Here is a 20,407-nt window from a genome sequence, read left to right as displayed (position 1 = left end):
AAAAAATTGTCTTACTTTATTTCCCTTAAGATATTATAATGAAACACTGGAGGATGAGTCTTTTGCTATTAACTTTATTTGGAATACTCGTTGGTGCTTTTTTAGCGACACAAACCGCTGTAAATTCGCACTTGAAGAGTTACTTATCGTCAACATTCTTAGCGTCATTTATTTCGTTTACGATAGGGACATTATTTTTATTTGTGATCATGATTGTGACAGGACAGAGTGTCTTTATCAGTCTAGACACATTTACCGATTATCCGTTTTGGATTTGGATCGGAGGAATTTTAGGCGTCGTCACGCTCACAGTTAACATATTTTTATTTAAAGAACTAGGGAGCGTTGAAGCGGCGATACTACCGATATTTGGTAACATCATCATGGGTATGATGATTGACCATTTTGGTTGGTATTACACAGATCTCCATCCGTTTGATTGGATGAGACTGTTTGGAGTTATTTTCTTAATCTTAGGTATATTGGTTGCGGTTGTGCTTAGAAACTACATCTATAATAGAAACAATATTGTTTTACAAGATAAAGAACAAAATGAAGCGAAGAAGTGGATGTGGCGTTTGATTGGAATCGCTGCAGGAATGGGTACAGCGACGCAAGTAGCGGTGAATGGCTACCTCGGAATTGTGCTTGAATCAAAAACACACTCCGCGTTTATCTCATTTTTAGTAGGGATGATTACACTACTGATTATAGTCGTCGTGAGACAGGATAATATAAAAGAAATCGTGAATCCAGTGAAGGCGAAAGCACCGCTGTTTGTATGGATCGGTGGACTGCTCGGTGCAGGATTCGTGCTCGGAAACGTACTATTAGCAAACACGATAGGAACAGGACAGACGGTGGTTCTGACACTATTCGGAATGATGATAGGAAGCACGATAATCCAGCAATTTGGATTATTCAAATCAATAAAAGTAAACACATCCGTGGTGCAGATAGCGGGACTCGTGTTGATGCTCGTCGGCGTAGTGTTAATAAAACTGTTGTAGGTAAATGGTGGATTGCTGCTGTATTTAATCATGAAGTGGTAAAAGTACAAGTTAGTGATTAAATGAAGTGAACAAATTTTATAAATAACTATAATGAGGCTGATTTCTTAAGAAATCAGCTTCTTTTTTGTAGATAGTACTTTGAAACAATTATATAATACTAATCGGAGGGAAACTGTGTCATGACTAAGAAAGAGATATTATACATAGTTGGACTAGTTGCGCTATACATACTTATTGATATTTTTTTATTTGGACTTTTACCCGATAATACACTTTGGCAGATACTCGTGAGTCTACTAACCATACTTTTAGTTGGAGGAGTAGGTCTTTACTTACTAATGAAGTTGAAAGATACAAAGTAGCCATTACACAAAGTTTAAAAATATTTAAAGGGAGGCTGATTTCTTAAGAAATCAGCTTCTTTTTTGATTTTAAACCATATTACTGACAACTAGGTCAGGAATCATACATGATTGTCAGTATTAAAAATCAATTCGGACAACCGCAGCAATTTCTACCCGCGATTGTCCAAATAGGAGGGTAATTCGGACAACCGCAGCAATTTCTACCTACGATTGTCCAAATAAAAGAGTAATTCGGACAACCGCAGCAATTTCTACCCACGATTGTCCAAATCAAAGAGCAATTCGGACAACCACGCCAACTTCTACCCACGATTGTCCAAATAAAAGAGTAATTCGGACAACCGCAGCAATTTATACCTGTAATTGTCCAAATAGGAGAGTAATTCGGACAATCACAGCAATTTCTACCCGCGATTGTCCAAATTAAATAGTAATTCGGACAACCGCGCCAATTTCCACCCGCGATTGTCCAAATTAAATAGTAATTCGGACAACTGCGCCAATTTCTACCCACGATTGTCCAAATCAAAGTGTAATTCGGACAACCAAGCCAGCTTCTCCAGATTTATCCATCAGCTTCATAGTATCTAGTGCGCGGATGAGCTTGTCTTTCATCACTGTTTTATTTAGTAAAGTCATGAAGCATAGCGGCATCACTTTTTACCGGGAGTTTTGGGCTAAATGTTTTTCCGTACTCAACCAATGCGTCCTTCAACAACTTCGGCTTTTCTCGTCCCGTCACCACATATGTTTTCAGACCTGTTTCTCCTCTATCGAATGCCTCAACCATATCGTCTACCTTATCTTCTAGTTTTATAATTTTTACTTAATAGCGCCTCGCACACCGCACTCCGAGTTTAATTTGACATAGAGTTTCCGATGATTAAGACTCTTTTTCAATGTTTCAATATAGTCTTCAATTTCTCTCGAAAATTGGCGCGCATGGATTTCAAACGCGTCATCTATTAAGGGAAACTCTTTTTTGAATGTCGCTTTCATGAACCGAACTCCTTTCTATGTTTAGTAAAACATGTGGATAAAAACAACTCTACACAGTTTGTTTAAGTGGTCGATATTCAACATTAAGTGGTTAAAAAAGAAAAAAAGCTCACGTAAATTAAGAATTTCTCATTACGTAAGCCATGCAAGTTATTCTGTTTCGTAAAAGTGTGTAATTATCTCTTTTGATTTATGCACTAATATAGCCACACCGTCTCCGCGGTACATAGTTCCTCTCGCGATTTCACCAATCGCATAAAAGTGGGGGAGTACCCCGTGTCTCGGACTGATGATTTCAAAATTACGACTGACGGGAATGCCACCAAATTCACTATCCGTAATGAGCATTCGATTGAGTAGATTTTTAAATATTGGTCTTGAATCTTCTTTAATGTTTTGTGTAGGACCTGTGGCGTTAATGAGCTTGTCGACTTCATAGGTTTCACCGTCTTGTGTTTTTATTATAAACTTATTATCGGTTTCAACTGAATCCATTTCATCAACAAAAATAAGACGTCCTTCTAGAGTCCATTCTAAAATGCCTTTTGCGACGTGAAGCGGCATTGGTGAATGATACTGTTCGATGAGCGGGTGATAGAGTTTCAAATATCGAGTTTTATCTTTTTGATTTAAGTACATGTAAATATACGTAAATAGGTTCTCAGTTTTTAAAATGAGTAACTCAATTTTAGTGACCGCTTCAATATTTTTTATATTAAACTCAATTTGATCTTTTGGATGAGAAAATTCGACTCCAAATAAGTCTGTATCGATATTCTGATATCTCAGTTCTTTATTAAATAACCGTGTGACAGCTCCGAGGCTAATATGATCATTTTTAATATACTTTTCGATATTTTCTTTAATAAAGTATTTTAATTCAAGGTCATTTTCGCCACTACGCACGGCTGGTAACTCGCCGTGACGTGAAAAAACATATAATTTCTTTATGTCTTTTTCTAAAACTAAATATCGAATAATATCAATCGACGACAAACCAGAACCGATGATACCGATTGTACCTTTCGTATCCTCGAGTTTCACAGGAACAGGATAAGGATTGTGAATAAAGTTTTTAGTGCCTTTCAAATCATAAGGGTCACTATATTCTAGAGTACCTGGCACGAAAAATACCGTATCATATGTTCGAGTAACTCCTGCACTTTTTAGAGAGTAAGTCGTATTTTGGGGATCGTAAATGATATCATCTACAAAATCACCAAACGCATGAATATTTTTGTGGTTACTTAAAATATCTCTAAAAATATGGTGTACATACTCACCGAATAAATCACGACTTGTATGAGTACTCGGTTCTATACCTTTTGAATTCAACCATTTTGAGTAGTCATTTAAATCTTCTTTCAATGACGTTTCTTTAGTAATCGTGTTGATAAGTAAATGTTTGGAGTCGTGTTTAAACGCAAACCCGCGGCCGAGTAAGGCTTCTTTATCATATATATCAACAGAGTATTCAGTATTAAATTTTTCATGTTCAACGAGCCTACGGAGAATAGACGTCCCTCCGATACCGGCCCCAATAATTGCAATTCTTTTTTTCATAAAACGGTCACCTCAGCTTTTATGGTTACTATACCCTAAAATTTAAACAAAATAAGCCAGAGCAAAACACACTCTGGCTGATCAAATTATTTTTTCAAGAACAGGGCACCTACGGTGAGGGCTGCTGCACCTGCAAAACCTAAATATTTAATTGTATTGTTAGAAGAAGGCGCTTCTTTAGGATAATTGCGTTCTTCTTCAAGAACTTCAGATACTGTTTGAACAGGATCAATGACACCTTGTTCTTCTTTTAACTGAGATAATGGTGTACCAAACCCTTTTACGAATTTCAGTAGGTAATTTAATCCATCAATAAACTCTTTACTCGTTAACGTCTTAAATATACCAAGGATACCACCTTCACCGGGTTCATTAGAAAAACCTTTATTGACTTTAAGAATCACTGGTTCTATGTCATCAAAGTCAAACTTTCCAAGGCCTTCAACAAGGAGTAGTGCATTACGAATTGACTTATCTGTATCCGTTTCGACAAGTGCTTTTAACACGCGATTCAAGACTTGGTCACTTTGCGCGAGCCCTGCATTTGCTAAGTTAAATACCTCGTGTTCTTCTAATTGGTCAAGTAATCTAAACAAGTTCTTCAACGTGTCTTTGTGCGCAATCAATTGATCTTCAAGTTCACGTAACTCTTTTCTACGAACTTCTTCAGGGTCAATTTCCATGCGTCTAATCTTAGTCGTTGCTTTTGCCATTACTTGTCACCTCTTTTTTGTTTAACTATATCTCCTGGGAACACATAATCCTCACGTGCCCATTTCGCTTCAACGTTTACGCCCATTTGTGGTACAGGTGTACCATAACGGAAGTTATGCGCTGGAAGTGGTGACTTACCACCGCGTTCTAGAACGATCATCTTCGCTTTTGTTTCTTTGTAAGCTGGCGTTGACGTGTCTTTATCGGCAATTGAACTTGAGAGTAAGTTAATTGCAGCGTCACCTGAGTCGTTCATTGGTAAGTATACTTCTTTACCATAGACGCGATCAGTGACAACTGTGCGTACTTCAACTTTACCGTAAGGTGATTGAAGTCTGACGAGTGTACCGTCTTTAAGCTTTCGTTCTTCAGCAAGTTCTTGTGATACTTCTAAGAATGCCTCAGGAGTTTCACGTGTAAGTCCTTTTGATTTATAAGTCATGTTACCCTCGTGGAAGTGCTCTAAGAGACGTCCGTTGTTCACGTGAATATCATACTCTTCACCATATTCAGTTGGTTCAGTCCAGTCAACAGTGTAGAAGCGTGCTTTCTTATCCTCAAATGGGAAACCATCTGTGAATAATAGTGGGCTATCTGTACCGTCTTCATGTACAGGCCATTGTAAGCTGTTATATCCTTCAAGTCTGTCATAACTCACGCCTGCGTAAAGTGGAGTTAAGTCAGCCACTTCATCCATGATTTCGCTTGGGTGCGTGTAGTTCCAGTTTGCGCCCATTAAGTTCGCAATTTCTTGAATGATGACCCAGTCTGGTTTTGTACCTTCTAAAGGTTCCATTACTTGGTAAAGTCTTTGGATACGACGCTCAGTGTTTGTGAATGTACCTGTTTTCTCGAAGCTTGGTGCTGCAGGTAATACAACATCAGCATATTCACATGTTTTCGAGAAGAAAATGTCTTGAACAACCATGAATTTCAGTTTTTCGAATCCTTCACGTACATAGTTCACGTTCGAGTCTACGATACCCATGTCTTCACCTTTTAGATAAAGAACATCCAATTCACCTGCGTGCATTGCATCTACCATTTCGTGGTTATTTTGTCCTTTTTTAGGATTCAGTTCAGTACCCCAGTACTTTTCAAACTTCGCACGTGTCTCATCGTCAGCTACGAATTGGTATCCAGTAAATCTATCTGGCATACTACCCATATCAGAAGCCCCTTGTACGTTGTTGTGTCCACGTAATGGATACGATCCAGCGTTAGGTTTCATGTAGTTACCAGTCGCAAGAAGCAGGTTAGAAATAGCTGTAGATGAATCAGAACCACCGCGTTGTTGCGTAATCCCCATCGCCCACATGATGACTGTAGACTCAGCTTCTTTAATCATAGTTGCTACTTGGATCATTTCTTCTTTAGATAGACCAGTATGTTTTTCAGCATAGTCTAATGTATATTTCTCTAGACCTTTAACAAAGGCATCAAAGTTATTTACATGTTTTTCAATGAATGCTTTGTCGTGCCAGTCGTTATCGATAATGTATTTTGTTACTGCGTTTAACCAAACAAGGTCAGAACTTGGATTTGGACGAATGAACAAGTCTGCACGATCTGCTAATTCGTGTTTACGTAAGTCAGAAACGATAACTTTAGAACCACGTAACTTCTGAGCACTCTTCACGCGAGTTGCGATTACAGGGTGTGCTTCAGCTGTGTTTGTACCAATACCGATAATCAGCTCTGCGTTCGCAATGTCAGTGATAGAACCAGAGTCACCACCGTAACCAACTGTTCTCCAAAGTCCCATAGTTGCAGGAGACTGACAGTATCTAGAACAGTTATCTACGTTGTTAGTACCAACAACCGCACGTGCCAACTTCTGCATTAAGAATGACTCTTCATTTGTACATTTCGATGAAGAAATGAATGCAAGACGATCTGCACCGCGTTTTTCTTTCGTTTCATTGAACTTTCTAACGATCAGTTCGTACGCTTCTTCCCATGTAGATTCTCTAAACTCGTTACCTTCACGAATTAATGGTTTAGTTAAGCGATCTCCAGAGTTAACGAAGTCCCAACCGAACTTACCTTTAACACATGTAGAGATTTGGTTAGCAGGCGCATCAGAGCTTGGCTCGACTTTAAGAACATCACGGCCTTTTGTCCATACGTCGAATGAACATCCGACACCACAATATGTACATACCGTTTTTGTTTTCTTGATGCGATCTTCGCGCATTTCAGCCTCAACGTCAGAAATCGCCATTAATGGCGTATATCCTGTTTCAACAGATTTAGTTAATTCAACAGCAGGGCGGAAAGCATCTCTTAACATACCAGTTAAGAAACCAGCTTCACCTTCCATGTTTACTTCCATCATTGCGTTACATGGACAAACAGTAGAACAGTGACCACAGTTAACACAAGAAGACTCGTCGATTAGAGTAGACCCGTCGCCATCCCAAATGACACGTGGACGCTCTAAAGTCCAGTCAATTAATAACGTTTCGTTCACTTGTACGTTTTGACACGCTTGAACACAGCGACCACAAAGAATACATTGGTCTGGATCATAACGGTAGAACGTACCACGGTTAACAGGCGCCCCCTTCGGCGTTTGAGCCGTCGCCTGATGATCGATTTGTAACTCCTTCACAGTGTTGTGAATCGTACAATTTCCGTTGTTGAAATCACAGACTGTACAATACAGTTCGTGGTTTTCTAGCACACGGTCCATAGCGATCATTTGCGCTTCGAAAACTTCGCTTCCCCCAGTTTTTACAACATCACCATCTTTGAGTGTCGTAGAACACGATCTAACGAGTTCGCCGTTAACCTCGACGATACACGCATCACATGTTTCAATGGCACCTAAGTCAGGATGGTAGCATAATGCAGGCACTTGGATCCCTTTCCATTTAAGGTAATCTAAAAGATTTCCCTTACTTGGCACTTCCATAGGCTGACCATTTAAGGTGATATTTACACTTGTTAATACATTAGACATATTTACAAGACCCCTTTCAAGAGTTCTAAAACTTCATACTTACTTATCATTATCGAGTTTTTGTGTAATAAAATCAATGGAAAGAGGATAGAATAGCATAAAAAAATGAAGCGGTTACGTAAAAGTTATAAAAATAGTCAGAAAGTTTGAACAATAAATTTAAAGGTTTTGGTATAATTAATTAAAAGAGTAGAACGATGGGGGCGGGGAAGTTGAGTATAATCGGGATCATTGTATCGATACTTGCGATATTTAGTCTCTTTGTAATAGCCGCAAGAGGCGGATTGCAAAGTGACGAAAACTCAGGAGACTTCGAACAAAACGTAGAAGAAGACGAAGACGACGTGGTGTAAAAGACAATAGGGAAGTGGCGTATGGAATTACGTTTAGAAGAAGTAATAGATAAAGACCAAAAAGCACGTATTGCGCGAGTGATACTAGAAGACTTGCCAGAATGGTTTGGTCTGCCAGAAAGTACGAAAGAATATGTCACAGAATCAAAAGAAAAGCCGTTTATTGTAGCGAAAGTGGACGATGAAGCGGCTGGGTTTATTGTGCTGACAGAAACAAGTCCAGACTGTGCAGAGATTTATGTAATGGGCGTGAGGAAGAAATACCATAGATTGGGCATTGGTCGAAAGCTCAATGAGGCGTATGAAACACTAGCGAAAGAAAACGGATATACTTATAGCCAAGTGAAGACTGTGGCGACCGGACACTATGACACATACGATCAGACCAATCAATTTTACTTAACAGTAGGCTATAAACCGCTAGAAATATTTCCGACACTATGGGATGAGTGGAACCCGTGTCAGGTGTATGTGAAGTATTTGGGGGAATAGGGAGACGACTAAAATGAGTCGTCTTTTTAAAATTGTAAAGACATCATATGATGATATGATAATTATATATATACGTAAAGTTATTCTAATTTTTAAAGGGGCATTTCAAATGAATGAATTTAATCGAAACTTACAAACATCAATAAATGTACAAAGACAAGCAAACTTAATCTGGAGTGTTGCGGATATTTTACGAGGGCTTTATAAACCACATGAGTACGGTAAAGTTATTTTACCGATGACAGTGATCAAACGCTTGCATGATACATTAAAGCCAACTCGTGATGCTGTATTAGATGTCGCAAAGAAAACAGAAAATATGAATGATACTATGCGTAACAGAATGCTAACAAAAGCATCTGGCTACTCTTTCTACAACACAAACCTTTATACATTTGAAACATTACTCGCAGATCCAGCAAATATTGAAACAAATTTTAGAGCCTATTTAAATGGCTTTTCAGAAAATATGCAGGATATTCTAGCTAACTTTAAATTCGATATAGAGATTAGTAATTTAGCAGAAAACGATCGACTCTTTTATGTCATTCAAGAATTTAGTAAAAAAGAAGTTGATCTAGGACCAGATAAAATGACGAGTACGGATATGGGATATGTCTTTGAAGAACTTGTAAGAAAATTCTCAGAAAGTTATAACGAGGAAGCTGGGGCACACTTTACAAGCCGAGATATTATTTATTTAATGACAGATTTATTGTTAGTTGAAGATCAGGATACTTTAACTGGAAAAGATGTGGTGAAGACAGTTTATGACCAAACGATGGGAACATCACAAATGTTGTCAGCCATGACAGAACGAATTCATGAGATGAATGAAAGTGCAGAAGTTGCAACATTTGGTCAAGAATTAAACCCTGAAACCTATGCAATCGCCAAGGCTGATACAATGATTCGTGGAGGAAATCCAGACAACATGGTCTTAGGCAGTACCTTATCCAAGGATGGCTTTGAAGGCTATACTTTTGACTACTGTATTTCTAACCCGCCATTTGGAATAGATTGGAAGGGTGACCAAAATGCTGTAAAGGCTGAACATGAACTTGGTGAAAATGGGCGATTTGGGGTTGGACTACCAAGAATTAGTGATGGGCAATTACTCTTCCAATTAAATGGTTTATCAAAATTAAAAGAAACAGGTAGAATGGCAATTATTCATAATGGTTCTGCTCTATTCTCAGGCAATCCTGGAGCTGGGGAAAGTTTAATTCGTCAATATGTCATTGAAAATGATTGGTTAGAAGCAATTGTTCAATTACCCAATGATTTATTTTATAACACAGGTATTTCAACATACATATGGATTGTTACGAAAAATAAATCTGCTGAACGTCAAGGTAAAGTGCAGCTCATTGATGCCTCGAAAATGTTTGAAAAACGCAGAAAAAACATTGGTGAAAAACGTGTCGATATTTCGGAAGAATGTCGTGACATGATTGTCAAGGCTTACGGAGAGTTTACTAATGATGAATATTACTTAGATGAACGTGTCGTTGAATCGAAAATCTTTGATAATGAAGAATTTGGTTTTACACGTGTGACTGTCGAAGGTCCGCTGAAAGATGAAAACGGAGAAATTGAACGTAAAAAGAACGGTGACCCAAAACCTGATGCGAAATTACGTGACACAGAAGACATTCCTTTAAAAGAAGATATAGATGCGTATTTTGAGAGAGAAGTATTACCATTCAACCCAGATGCATGGATGGATCGAAAAAAGGACAAAATTGGCTATGAAATTCCCTTTACGAGACTTTTCTATAAGTACACAGCACCAGAACCATCAGAAGTTATTGCTGAACGCATCAAAAAATTAGAGGAATCAATTGTCGCAAACTTCCAAGCACTATCAGGGAAGGATGTGGAAAACGTTGACTAGAAAAATGAAAGACAGCGGAATTGAATGGATTGGGGAAATACCTGAGGATTGGGAAATAAATAAACTTAAAAACTTTTTTTCGTTCTCAAAAGGTAAAAATGCTGCTAAATATACTAAAGAATATGTTAATGAAAAAGGTAAGTACCCAGTTTATAGTGGGCAAACTTTAAATGAAGGGATTTTGGGATATGTAGATCAATATGAGTATGATATAGATGAATGCCTTTTTACTACTACGGTAGGGGCAAAGGTGATGACATTAAATATATTAAAAGGAAAATTTACATTATCACAAAACTGTCTGATTATGAATAAAAAAAAGGATTTAAATATTAATTTCTTTTATTTTTTAATACAGGGATTATTTGATTATGAAAAATCAAGAATACCTTCGTTTATGCAACCATCTTTGAGAATTGAAGATTTAAATTCGTATAAAATAATACTTCCAAGTAATAAAGAACAAAATCTAGTAGTTAATTTATTAGAGAAAAAAGCAAATAAAATTGACAATATTATTTATAATACTCAACAATCCATCGAAGAACTAAAAAAATACAAACAATCACTTATCACAGAAGCAGTGACAAAAGGGTTAGACCCAAATGTGGAAATGAAAGATAGTGGGATTGAGTGGATTGGAAAAATACCAAAACATTGGTCAATTAATCGTATTAAAAATAAATTTACTTTGAATAAAGGATTAACGATTACAAAAAGTGATTTAAAAGATAAAGGCATTCCTGTAATTAATTATGGTGAAATACATTCAAAGTATGGATTCAGATTTGATACCAAAATACATACGGTAAAAAATGTAGATGAAGAATATTTAATCAAAAATGAGAACTCACTAATAGAAAAAGGTGATTTTATTTTTGCTGATACATCTGAAGATTTGGATGGATCGGGGAATTTTACTTGTTACATTGGAGATGCTCAATGCTTTGCAGGTTCGCATACAGTCGTATTAAAACCAAGAAAAAATATAAACCATTTATATTATTCATACTTGTTCGAATCACTAGCATTCAGAGCGCAGATACAAAAAAAAGTACAAGGAATAAAAGTGTTTAGTATTACACAAGGAATTTTGAAACCTTTAACATTAATTATACCTACTGAACATGAACAACAACAAATCGTCTCTTACCTAGACGAACAAACGTCTCGTATCGACAAGCTGATCGCTGATAAAACAAAAGTAATTGAAGAACTTGAAAGCTATAAAAAGTCTTTAATCTATGAATATGTAACAGGGAAAAAGGAAGTGTAAGGGAGGTAAGTATCATGCTAGAGAAAAAGGAAATTCGCTTTGAGCAAGATATTGAAACTGTGTTAACGAATGTAGGCGGTTGGCAGTCTGTGTCTTTTGCCGATACTAACTATGATCCTTCTATTGGAATGGATGCTAGTGTTTTGATTGATTTCATTCAAGAAACCCAACCACGTGCTTGGAAGCGGTATGTTTCTATTTATAAGGAAGCTGCGGAAGACCGTTTTGTAAGGCGTTTTAATGAAGAAGTAACAACACATGGTCTACTACACGTTCTACGCAAGGGAATTCGTGACCGTGGTGTTCATTTCCGTGTCATTTATTTCCGTCCCGTTTCTTCCATCAGTTACGATAACTTGAAATTATATGAAGCGAATCGTTTTCACTGTATTCGTCAATTTTATTATAGTGCAAACAATCGTAACTCGATTGACATGGTACTCGTCGTAAATGGGATACCACTTGTTGCCTTAGAGCTTAAAAACCAATATACAGGTCAAAATGTCCAACATGCAAAACTGCAATTTGAACAAAATCGTGACCCAAGAGAACTTGTTTTTCAGTTTAATACACGTTTTCTCGTATATTTTGCGGTAGATCATTACGATGTCTACATGACAACGAAACTAGCTAGAAATAAGACATATTTTCTTCCATTTAATCAAGGGTCAAACGGTCCTGGGAATGTTGGTGGTGCAGGAAATCCAGCTAATCCTGAAGGGTATCCAACTGCTTATTTATGGGAAGAAGTCTTAAAGCGCAATCAACTCATGGATATTATTGAACGGTTTATGAACCTAGAAGTGAAGAAGAATATTCTTATCTTCCCGCGTTATCACCAGCTAGATGTCGTGAAAAAGTTAGTTGCAGATACGAAGGAATATGGCTCTGGAAAAAATTATTTAATTCAACATTCAGCAGGGTCAGGAAAATCTAATAGTATCGCCTGGCTAGCTTATCATTTGGCTTCTTTACATAATCAAGAGGATGAGCCAATCTATAGCTCTATCATTATCGTGACAGACCGAACTGTCTTAGATAGGCAGTTGCAAGATACATTACTCAGTTTTGAACATACGACTGGTCAAGTTGAAACAATCGGTGATAATAAAACGTCCCAACATTTAAAAGATGCTATAAATGATAGAAAAAAGATTATCATTACAACCTTGCAAAAATTTCCTGTCATATACGAAGAGATAGATAGTGTAGCGGGAAGAAATTTTGCCATCATTATTGATGAAGCACATTCCTCTCAAACTGGTTCAAGTGCGCAAAAGTTAAAGCAAGCTTTAGCAGATAAGGAGGCATCCTTAAAGGAATATCAAGAAATTGAAGAAGCAATCGAAAACCAATCTTTAGATGATCAAGATCAACTTGTGAAAACACTACTTTCGCAAGGTCAGCATAACAATTTGAGTTTCTTTGCCTTTACAGCTACACCGAAAGAAAAAACGATTGAAATGTTTGGGGCAAGGCAAAAAGATGGTAGCTATCGACCTTTTCATATTTACTCAATGCGTCAAGCGATAGAAGAAGGGTTTATTTTAGATGTCTTAAACAACTATATGACCTATAAGGCGTCATATCGTATAGCAAAAGAAATAGAAGAAAATCCTGAATTACCAAAAACAGAGGCTGTCCGGGCGATTGCTAGATATCAGTCCTTCCATCCATGGGTATTAAGGCAGAAAACAGAAATTATCATTGAACAGTTTAGAGAAGTAACTAAAAAAGCGATAAATGGACGAGCAAAAGCAATGATAGTCACATCATCTAGATTACATGCGGTCCGCTATATGAAGGAATTTAAGCAATATATTGAAGAAAAAGGTTATGATGATTTAGATGTACTTGTCGCATTTTCTGGAATAGTAAATGATGATGGTGAAGAGTATACAGAACCAAAACTTAACATCACAAAGTCTGGAGAACGAATTCAAGAAAATCAATTGAAAGATACTTTCCATAGCGATGATTTTAATTTACTGATCGTTGCAGAGAAATATCAAACAGGCTTTGATGAACCATTACTCCACACGATGTTTGTCGATAAGAAATTACGTGGTGTGAAAGCAGTACAAACTTTATCGCGCTTAAATAGAACCATGCCAGGCAAAAAAGATACTTTTGTTTTAGACTTTGTCAATACAGAGGAAGAAATATTTGAAGCTTTCCAGCCTTTTTATGAAGCGACATCATTAAAAGAGGAAATTAATATTAACCTTATTTACGATACGCAGAGTAAATTAAGAAAGTTTTATGTTTTTAATGATGACGACATTAAACAAGTAATGAAAATAAATGAACAAGCGGGTAATAAACAAGACGAACGATTACTTGGCAGATTATCCAGCTTATTCAAACCAATACTGGGTCGTTATGAGGAACTAGAAGAAGATGTGCAATATGATTTTAGGGTGACATTACGTAATTTTAATAAGTGGTATAACTACATTGCACAAATTGACCGAACTTTTGATAAAGATTTACTAGAGGAAAGTATCTTTACAGGTTTCTTACTTAAGTTTATTCCCAAGAAAAAGCGTGAAAAGATAAGTATTGATGATAAAGTAAAATTAGAATATTACAAATTACAAGAAGACTTTCAGGGAGAAATAACGCTTATAGCAGAAGATGATGGAAGCGGTGAGTTAGCACATCCAGCAAGTATCGATGCAAGTGTAAAACCTGTTGAAGAACATGATTCCTTAGAAGAAATAATTAAACGAGTAAATGAACGATTTCCTGAAGGGTTTACAGAAGCTGATCGCGTTTTAATTGAAACTATGCATCATAGTTTGAGAAAAAATGCTGATGCTAAGTTGGTAAATATGGCAAGAAACAATAGTAGTGAAATGTTTGAGAGAAACTTGTTCAAGGAACAATATGAAAACTTTATTGTACAGCAATTTGAAAACAATCAACTAGCGTACAAAAAACTTTTTGATGCAGATCAGTCATATTATAATACTGTTTACTCGTTGATTGCTAAAGATATGTACAAATGGTTGAGATCACAGGAAGTAGAAAAACATGGTTAAGTTGATGAAACATTTAATTTTATTTATAAAACAATAATAAAATTAGGGGATATTGATTTGAAAGTTAATAATTATATCGAAAAGATAAACAGTGAGTTAAAACCTAATCAAAATATAGAGTACGAGAGTCTTTATAGCTCATTTAAGAATGTGAAATTACAAGAAATATTTTCAACTCTTCATCATTTATTAATTAGCAATTATAAAAAAATGAATACTCGTTTACCTACTGGAGATAAGACAGAATATTTCTGGGCAGAAAGTAGTCGTGAATTAATACTTGCTATCGAAACTATTCAAGGATTAGAAAGAGCACTAAGTAATAGTTTGTATAACTTCAATGTTGAAGCATACTATAATAGAATTAATAAAGAAGTTTTAGAGTTTTTATCACCCTCAATGGGTAGTATAATTCCAAGAAATATGGATAAAATTGAAATAATTGATGCAAAATCAATTTTTAAATTGCAAGATTCTGTTGAATTAAGATCAGAACTAAGCTCTGTTAATGTGCAGTTAAAGAAAATAGGAAGTGGATCTTATGCAACAGTTTTAAAATATAAAGATCCACTCTACGAAAAGAATTTTGTTGTAAAAAGAGCAAAGTCTAATCTTAATGAAAAAGAAATTGCAAGATTTGTTCTTGAGTTTGAAACGATGAGACAATTGAAGTCACCATATATTGTTGAAGTTTATAGATACAATCATGATAAAAATGAGTACTATATGGAATATATGGATACGACTTTGAATGATTATATCAATAAAAATAACACTAAGTTAAGTTTAAATATAAGAAAAAATATTGTCAGACAAACATTGAGAGCATTCGAATACATTTATTCAAAAGGTTTTTTACACAGAGATATTAGTCCAAAAAATATATTGATAAAAAAATATGATGATGTGAATGTGGTAAAAATATCTGATTTTGGATTAGTAAAGATTCCTGACAGTGAACTTACAAGTTGGAACACAGATTTCAAGGGATACTTTAATGACCATTCTCTACAAACAGAGGGATTTAATAATTATACTATCCAACATGAAACTTTTGCTTTAACCAGAGTTATATTATTCGTGATGACGGGTAGAGTTAATATTAATAATATTGATAATGAAGATTTAAAATCTTTAGTGGAGAAGGGTTTAAATCAAGATAAAGGAAAAAGATTTCAATCAATAGAAGAATTAACTCGATTTTTCAACAGTCTTTCTTTTGATGAATAATTATAATTTATAGGAGAGAAAAAATGGGTCCGTCATTGCAAATGTTGAAAAATAAAGTTGATGAAATTTCATTTCACGAATATTTTGTACGAATTGAATTTGGTGATGGTCGATATATATTTGGAGCAATACAAAAAGATAAAAGTAAAATCGATCTATTTGCAATAAACTCAATCTACGAAACTATAGTTGACTTAAATAATAAAATTATTTATTCGTTTGAAAAAGCTGTAGAATGCAATCCTTCAGAGAGTTTAAATGGCTATGACCCTTTTAGAAAGCCAATAGGAAATGAACTAACAGCACTTTATTATATTGAAAATATGGTTTTTAGAACTAGTGTATTATGGGATTTACTTGCTCAAATGTGTAATGTTTTTTGGCAAAAAGAGAAAGATCCACATAATATTTTCGTGGAAAGTTTTTTTCATGATTGTTCGCAAGGAAAAAATGCTCAACAGCTTGCCAAAGATATATATAATTATTTCTCTGAGGAAGATAAAGTCAAAGGTGATTTGGAAAACTGGTATGGGAATTTTGATTATGTAAAAGAATATCGTAATAAAATGACACACAGGAATTCGCCTAACATTACTGCTATATCTAACTTCGATACATATTTAAGACCACCTCCAATTTTTGTATTGAAAAGAGCTACAGAGGATTATTTAAAAGCAATTTCATTTATAAAAAGTATTTTAATTGAAATTGAAAACAAAATATTGGAGCAAAATTAATTCAAGAGCTACAATTTTTTAAGTAGCTCTTTTTCTTACCTAAAACACCGCTTCAACAACAACGCCCAGCAGCGCCCCAACTACCACTACCGTCCACGGTGGTAGTTTCAACATGGCGATCATTATAAACAGCACGACTGCTATAGCCGCTTCAATCCATCCGATTACCGACGTCGTTACAATCGGCGTCATCCACGTCGACACGAGTATGCCCACAACTGCGGCATTGATTCCCGCCACTGCTGTACCTAATTTTTCATTCTTCATCACTTCTTGCCAAAATGGTAACATGCCGATGATGAGTAGAAATGCTGGCAGGAATATCGTGAATGTTGCAAATAGTCCGCCTGGTATGCCTGCGATTTCCGCGCCTATAAAGGATGCGAATGTAAATAAGGGGCCGGGTACTGCTTGTGTTGCACCGTATCCTGCCAAGAACGTCGCCTCGTCTAAGTATGTCGGTACGAGTTCTGCTTCTAAGAGTGGTAAGACGACGTGTCCGCCTCCGAATACTAAAGATCCCGCTCTATAAAACGCGTCCATCATCTGAACGTATATATTTTCACTCAGTCTCGCAAGTATCGGTGTTAGTACAAAGAGTGCTCCAAATAACGTGAGCGAAATTATACCTGTATTCTTCGTCACATAGTGTGTCACTTTTGTTTGTTTTGTTTCTTTTTTAGGGTTGAGCAAGATAAACCCAAGTAATGCGCCCAGCAGTATCACAGCTATCTGAATAAACGGTGTATGTATTGTCAGTGTGAGGATAACTGCCAGTGCTGCAATCAGTATCGTCTGCCATTCTGTCGTGAAGTTTTTCGCCATCGAAATAATCGCATGCAAAACAATTGCGACCGCGACGAGCTTTAGTCCTGTAATTAGTCCGTCTAATTGTGACGTTCCGGTTAATAGTGACTGAAATACGATCAGAATAATAACTGACGGCATCGTAAATCCTAGGAAGCTTGTGAGGCCACCGAGTATGCCAGCGCGTCTCACGCCAATTCCAATGCCTACCTGAGAACTTGCAGGTCCGGGTAGGAATTGTGAGAGCGATACGAGTTCTATGTATTCTTTTTCAGACATCCATTTGAGCCGTTTCACATATTCTGTGTGAAAATAGCCTAAGTGTGCAACAGGCCCACCAAATGACGTGAGACCGAGTTTTAATGACACTAAAAATAGATGTATTAATGATTTCATAACCGTTACCTCCATTACATGATTCACTCTATCTTACAACATAGTAAGTATTAGTTTTATTAGATTTACACATTCTTTACAAATCTATTTAGTCACTCTTTTTGTTACAATATAAGGTAACACACTTTATGGAGAGGTTCATATGAGAATAGGCGTCATCTCTGACTTACATATCGATCGATATAATACGGAAGAAATAAAACCAAAGGATTTTTCTTTAACACTTGCAAATGAGGTGGCACGTCAGTCCATTGAGCTTTTAATTATTGCAGGGGATATCGCAAATGACCACCATAAAGCGCACCGCTTCATTCAAGAAGTGGAACAGCTGACTAATATTCGTGTTTTATTTGTACCAGGGAATCATGATTTCTGGAACTCGAGCAAGGATGCGAAGACAACGTGGGAAATCTACCGTTTCTTCAAGATGCAGCAGGAGTCTCTGATTGGTAACCCGTACATCATTAACGAGAAGTGGGCGATTGTCGGTAGTCCAGCTTGGTATGATTATACTTTCGCAAGTGATCGTTTTTCTTACGACGATCTGAAAAAGCGCGAGTTTAGTGGAGGTACGTGGCAAGATAAGGTGAGAATTAACTGGCAGAAGTCTGACCAAGAGATGTCAGAGTACTTCCGTGATGAGGCGAGCCGTGATTTTGAAAAAGTTAAAGATAAAAACATCATCCTCGTTACGCACGTACCGACACATAAAGCGTTTCGTGTCCCTATGCCGCACCGAATCTTCGACTACTACAATGCTTTTATTGGTACCTCGGACTTTAACGATTTTTATGATGAACACAATATTCGCTATAGTATAATGGGGCACATTCATTTTAGACATGAGGTTGTAGAAAATGGGGTCAACTATATCTGTGCGTGTCTCGGGTATAGACGTGAGTGGCGAACAAATAATTTACAGCATGAAATTAGGAATACATTAAAGGTAATAGAAATTGGAGATGAGTAAATGGTATTTGATGAATTTTTAAACAAGATCGATGAAGCGGATAAGCGTGCGCAAGTCGGGCAGATTTTAGAGTTTATTCACGAGGCATTTCCTGAACTTGAACGTGAAGTGAAGTGGAATCAGCCGTTCTTTTTAAATGAAGGGACATTTATTATTGCTTTAAGTGTGGCGAAACATCACATGTCGATCGCGCCCGAAGAGGTGACGATGGAGAAATTCTCGGACCGCATTGACGCTGCTGGCTACGATAAGACTAAAGGGTTATTTAAAATTAAGTTTAGTGACAAGGTCGACTGGGAGCTTTTAAAAGATATGATCGCGTTTAATATTGAAGATAAAAAAGGCTATAAAAAATTGTGGCGTTAAAATGGTTAGTGCAACAATTTTAGGGTATATTTAATTTATAGATTTATTTATTTAATTAAAGAGGAGTGCTCGTAATGAAGTTTATTAAACTCACGCTACTCGCTATTGTAAGTATGTTCGTGCTTGCGGCTTGTGGTGGTAAAGAAACAACAGAGAAATATACTGGAGATGTTCAAGGGTTAGATACGACAATTGAAATCACTGCAGATGGTGACGACGTGTCAAAAGAAAAACTCACTCAAACAGGAAAGTTAGACGCATGGGGCTTCTCTTCTAAAGAACAAGCTGAAGAAGCATTTAAGCAACAAGAAGAAATTGACAAAGAAACGTACAAAGACATCCCAGACGGTGCAATCGAAACAACATACACTGTAGACGGTGAAACAGCGACGATGGAAACAACGTTCAATTACACGAAAGATAATATTAAAGCTTTAATTGATGCGGGATTATTAGATTCTGAAGGTAACGAAAAAGCAGATCGCGTTTCTAAAGAGAAAACAGTAAAAGGATATGAAAATCTCGGCTTAACTAAAGAAGGCGAATAATTCATAAATTAAACATCGTGGTAGATGATTTTTATCATTCTTTACGATGTTTTTTAATTTGGTTAGGTTAATATTTATAGGGTATTTGGATATAAAAGGAGTGGGACGGTTGAAATACATAAGATTAATAATGATCTCGTTTTTAGGTATGATTGTGCTTGCAGCATGTGGCAGCAAGACGGAAGAAACTGTTACATATACGGGTGACATGAACGGATTTGACACGACTGTTGAGATGACAGCGAAGGGTGACGACGTGGTACGCGAGAAAATTGTGCAGGTCGTTGACTTTAAGACTGCGGGATTTAACAGTAAAGAAGAAGTAGATGAGTGGTTAGTTCAGCAGAAAGAGTATAACAAAAATGCGCTCGCTGACTTGCCTGAAGACACAGTGACGATTGATTATAAGATAGATGATAAAAACATCACAATCATCACGCACACAAACTACGAAGATGTAGATATTCAAAAACTGATTGATGCTGGCTTCATTAAGACAGACGGCGACAAGGACGCGAAGCATATCTCTAAAGAGAAAACAGAAGCCAACTACAAGAACATGGGATTAACGAAGAGTGAGTAGAAAGTCTTTTGCACTTTGAGATGCAAAGTAAAAAGCGATTTACGATTAAAAAGAAACACGCGAGCCCAAAGGTTTGCGTGTTTTCATCT

General features: G+C 36.6%; 17 protein-coding genes. 12 read left to right on the top strand and 5 right to left on the bottom strand.

Annotated elements, in window-relative coordinates; all coding sequences use genetic code 11:
- Positions 1-62 precede the first annotated feature (62 nt).
- Positions 63-1,010, top strand: a complete 948-nt coding sequence (locus tag IEU51_RS07215; protein ID WP_229713910.1) for a DMT family transporter — start codon at positions 63-65, stop codon at positions 1,008-1,010.
- Positions 1,011-2,200: 1,190 nt separating this feature from the next.
- Here the strand turns inward: IEU51_RS07215 and IEU51_RS07210 are convergent.
- The 4 genes from IEU51_RS07210 to fdhF form a co-directional block, all read right to left on the bottom strand.
- Positions 2,201-2,377, bottom strand: a complete 177-nt coding sequence (locus IEU51_RS07210) for a hypothetical protein (protein ID WP_186084516.1) — start codon at positions 2,375-2,377, stop codon at positions 2,201-2,203.
- 150 nt (positions 2,378-2,527) lie between these two features.
- Positions 2,528-3,940 carry an FAD/NAD(P)-binding protein gene (locus IEU51_RS07205; RefSeq protein WP_186084518.1) on the bottom strand — a complete coding sequence of 471 codons (1,413 nt, stop codon included), beginning with the start codon at positions 3,938-3,940 and terminating at the stop codon, positions 2,528-2,530.
- An 86-nt stretch (positions 3,941-4,026) separates the two neighbouring features.
- Positions 4,027-4,653, bottom strand: a complete 627-nt coding sequence (locus IEU51_RS07200; RefSeq protein WP_186084520.1) for a DUF1641 domain-containing protein — start codon at positions 4,651-4,653, stop codon at positions 4,027-4,029.
- Positions 4,653-7,619 carry a formate dehydrogenase subunit alpha gene (gene fdhF, locus IEU51_RS07195; RefSeq protein ID WP_186084522.1) on the bottom strand — a complete coding sequence of 989 codons (2,967 nt, stop codon included), beginning with the start codon at positions 7,617-7,619 and terminating at the stop codon, positions 4,653-4,655. Before fdhF ends, IEU51_RS07200 begins: the two co-directional genes overlap by 1 nt.
- 212 nt (positions 7,620-7,831) lie before the next feature.
- Here fdhF and IEU51_RS07190 point away from each other — a divergent pair, with 212 nt between their 5' ends.
- From IEU51_RS07190 to IEU51_RS07160, 7 genes are all read left to right on the top strand, one after another.
- Positions 7,832-7,972 carry a hypothetical protein gene (locus tag IEU51_RS07190; protein WP_186084524.1) on the top strand — a complete coding sequence of 47 codons (141 nt, stop codon included), beginning with the start codon at positions 7,832-7,834 and terminating at the stop codon, positions 7,970-7,972.
- A gap of 21 nt (positions 7,973-7,993) precedes the next feature.
- Positions 7,994-8,464, top strand: coding sequence for a GNAT family N-acetyltransferase (locus tag IEU51_RS07185; protein ID WP_186084526.1), 471 nt, complete (start codon positions 7,994-7,996; stop codon positions 8,462-8,464).
- Positions 8,465-8,573: 109 nt separating this feature from the next.
- A complete protein-coding gene (locus IEU51_RS07180; protein WP_186084528.1) occupies positions 8,574-10,361 on the top strand; it encodes a type I restriction-modification system subunit M in 1,788 nt (595 codons plus the stop codon).
- Positions 10,362-10,365: 4 nt separating this feature from the next.
- Positions 10,366-11,637 (top strand): restriction endonuclease subunit S, encoded by a 1,272-nt coding sequence (locus IEU51_RS07175; protein ID WP_186084558.1) that lies wholly within the window; start codon positions 10,366-10,368, stop codon positions 11,635-11,637.
- A 14-nt stretch (positions 11,638-11,651) separates the two neighbouring features.
- The gene (locus tag IEU51_RS07170; protein WP_186084530.1) at positions 11,652-14,681 is read left to right on the top strand and encodes a type I restriction endonuclease subunit R; all 3,030 of its coding nucleotides are present in this window, start codon (positions 11,652-11,654) and stop codon (positions 14,679-14,681) included.
- A 57-nt stretch (positions 14,682-14,738) separates the two neighbouring features.
- Positions 14,739-15,911 carry a protein kinase family protein gene (locus tag IEU51_RS07165; RefSeq protein WP_186084532.1) on the top strand — a complete coding sequence of 391 codons (1,173 nt, stop codon included), beginning with the start codon at positions 14,739-14,741 and terminating at the stop codon, positions 15,909-15,911.
- A 23-nt stretch (positions 15,912-15,934) separates the two neighbouring features.
- A complete protein-coding gene (locus IEU51_RS07160; protein ID WP_186084533.1) occupies positions 15,935-16,648 on the top strand; it encodes a Cthe_2314 family HEPN domain-containing protein in 714 nt (237 codons plus the stop codon).
- A gap of 39 nt (positions 16,649-16,687) precedes the next feature.
- Here IEU51_RS07160 and chrA read toward each other — a convergent pair whose 3' ends face one another.
- Positions 16,688-17,851: a chromate efflux transporter gene (chrA, locus tag IEU51_RS07155; RefSeq protein WP_186084534.1), complete on the bottom strand. Its 1,164-nt coding sequence runs from the start codon at positions 17,849-17,851 to the stop codon at positions 16,688-16,690.
- A gap of 142 nt (positions 17,852-17,993) precedes the next feature.
- Here chrA and IEU51_RS07150 point away from each other — a divergent pair, with 142 nt between their 5' ends.
- The 4 genes from IEU51_RS07150 (at position 17,994) to IEU51_RS07135 (ending at position 20,318) form a co-directional block, all read left to right on the top strand.
- A complete protein-coding gene (locus tag IEU51_RS07150; protein ID WP_186084536.1) occupies positions 17,994-18,821 on the top strand; it encodes a metallophosphoesterase in 828 nt (275 codons plus the stop codon).
- Positions 18,822-19,187, top strand: coding sequence for an iron chaperone (locus IEU51_RS07145; RefSeq protein WP_186084538.1), 366 nt, complete (start codon positions 18,822-18,824; stop codon positions 19,185-19,187).
- A gap of 74 nt (positions 19,188-19,261) precedes the next feature.
- Positions 19,262-19,735 carry a DUF1307 domain-containing protein gene (locus IEU51_RS07140; RefSeq protein WP_186084540.1) on the top strand — a complete coding sequence of 158 codons (474 nt, stop codon included), beginning with the start codon at positions 19,262-19,264 and terminating at the stop codon, positions 19,733-19,735.
- Positions 19,736-19,844: 109 nt separating this feature from the next.
- Positions 19,845-20,318, top strand: coding sequence for a DUF1307 domain-containing protein (locus IEU51_RS07135; protein WP_186084542.1), 474 nt, complete (start codon positions 19,845-19,847; stop codon positions 20,316-20,318).
- The last annotated feature ends 89 nt before the right edge of the window (positions 20,319-20,407 follow it).

The sequence above is a fragment of the Phocicoccus schoeneichii genome (assembly GCF_014635565.1).
Classification (GTDB): domain Bacteria; phylum Bacillota; class Bacilli; order Staphylococcales; family Salinicoccaceae; genus Phocicoccus; species Phocicoccus schoeneichii.
The sequence above is the reverse complement of the archived record's forward strand: the minus strand, read 5'-3'. Positions and strand labels throughout refer to the sequence as shown.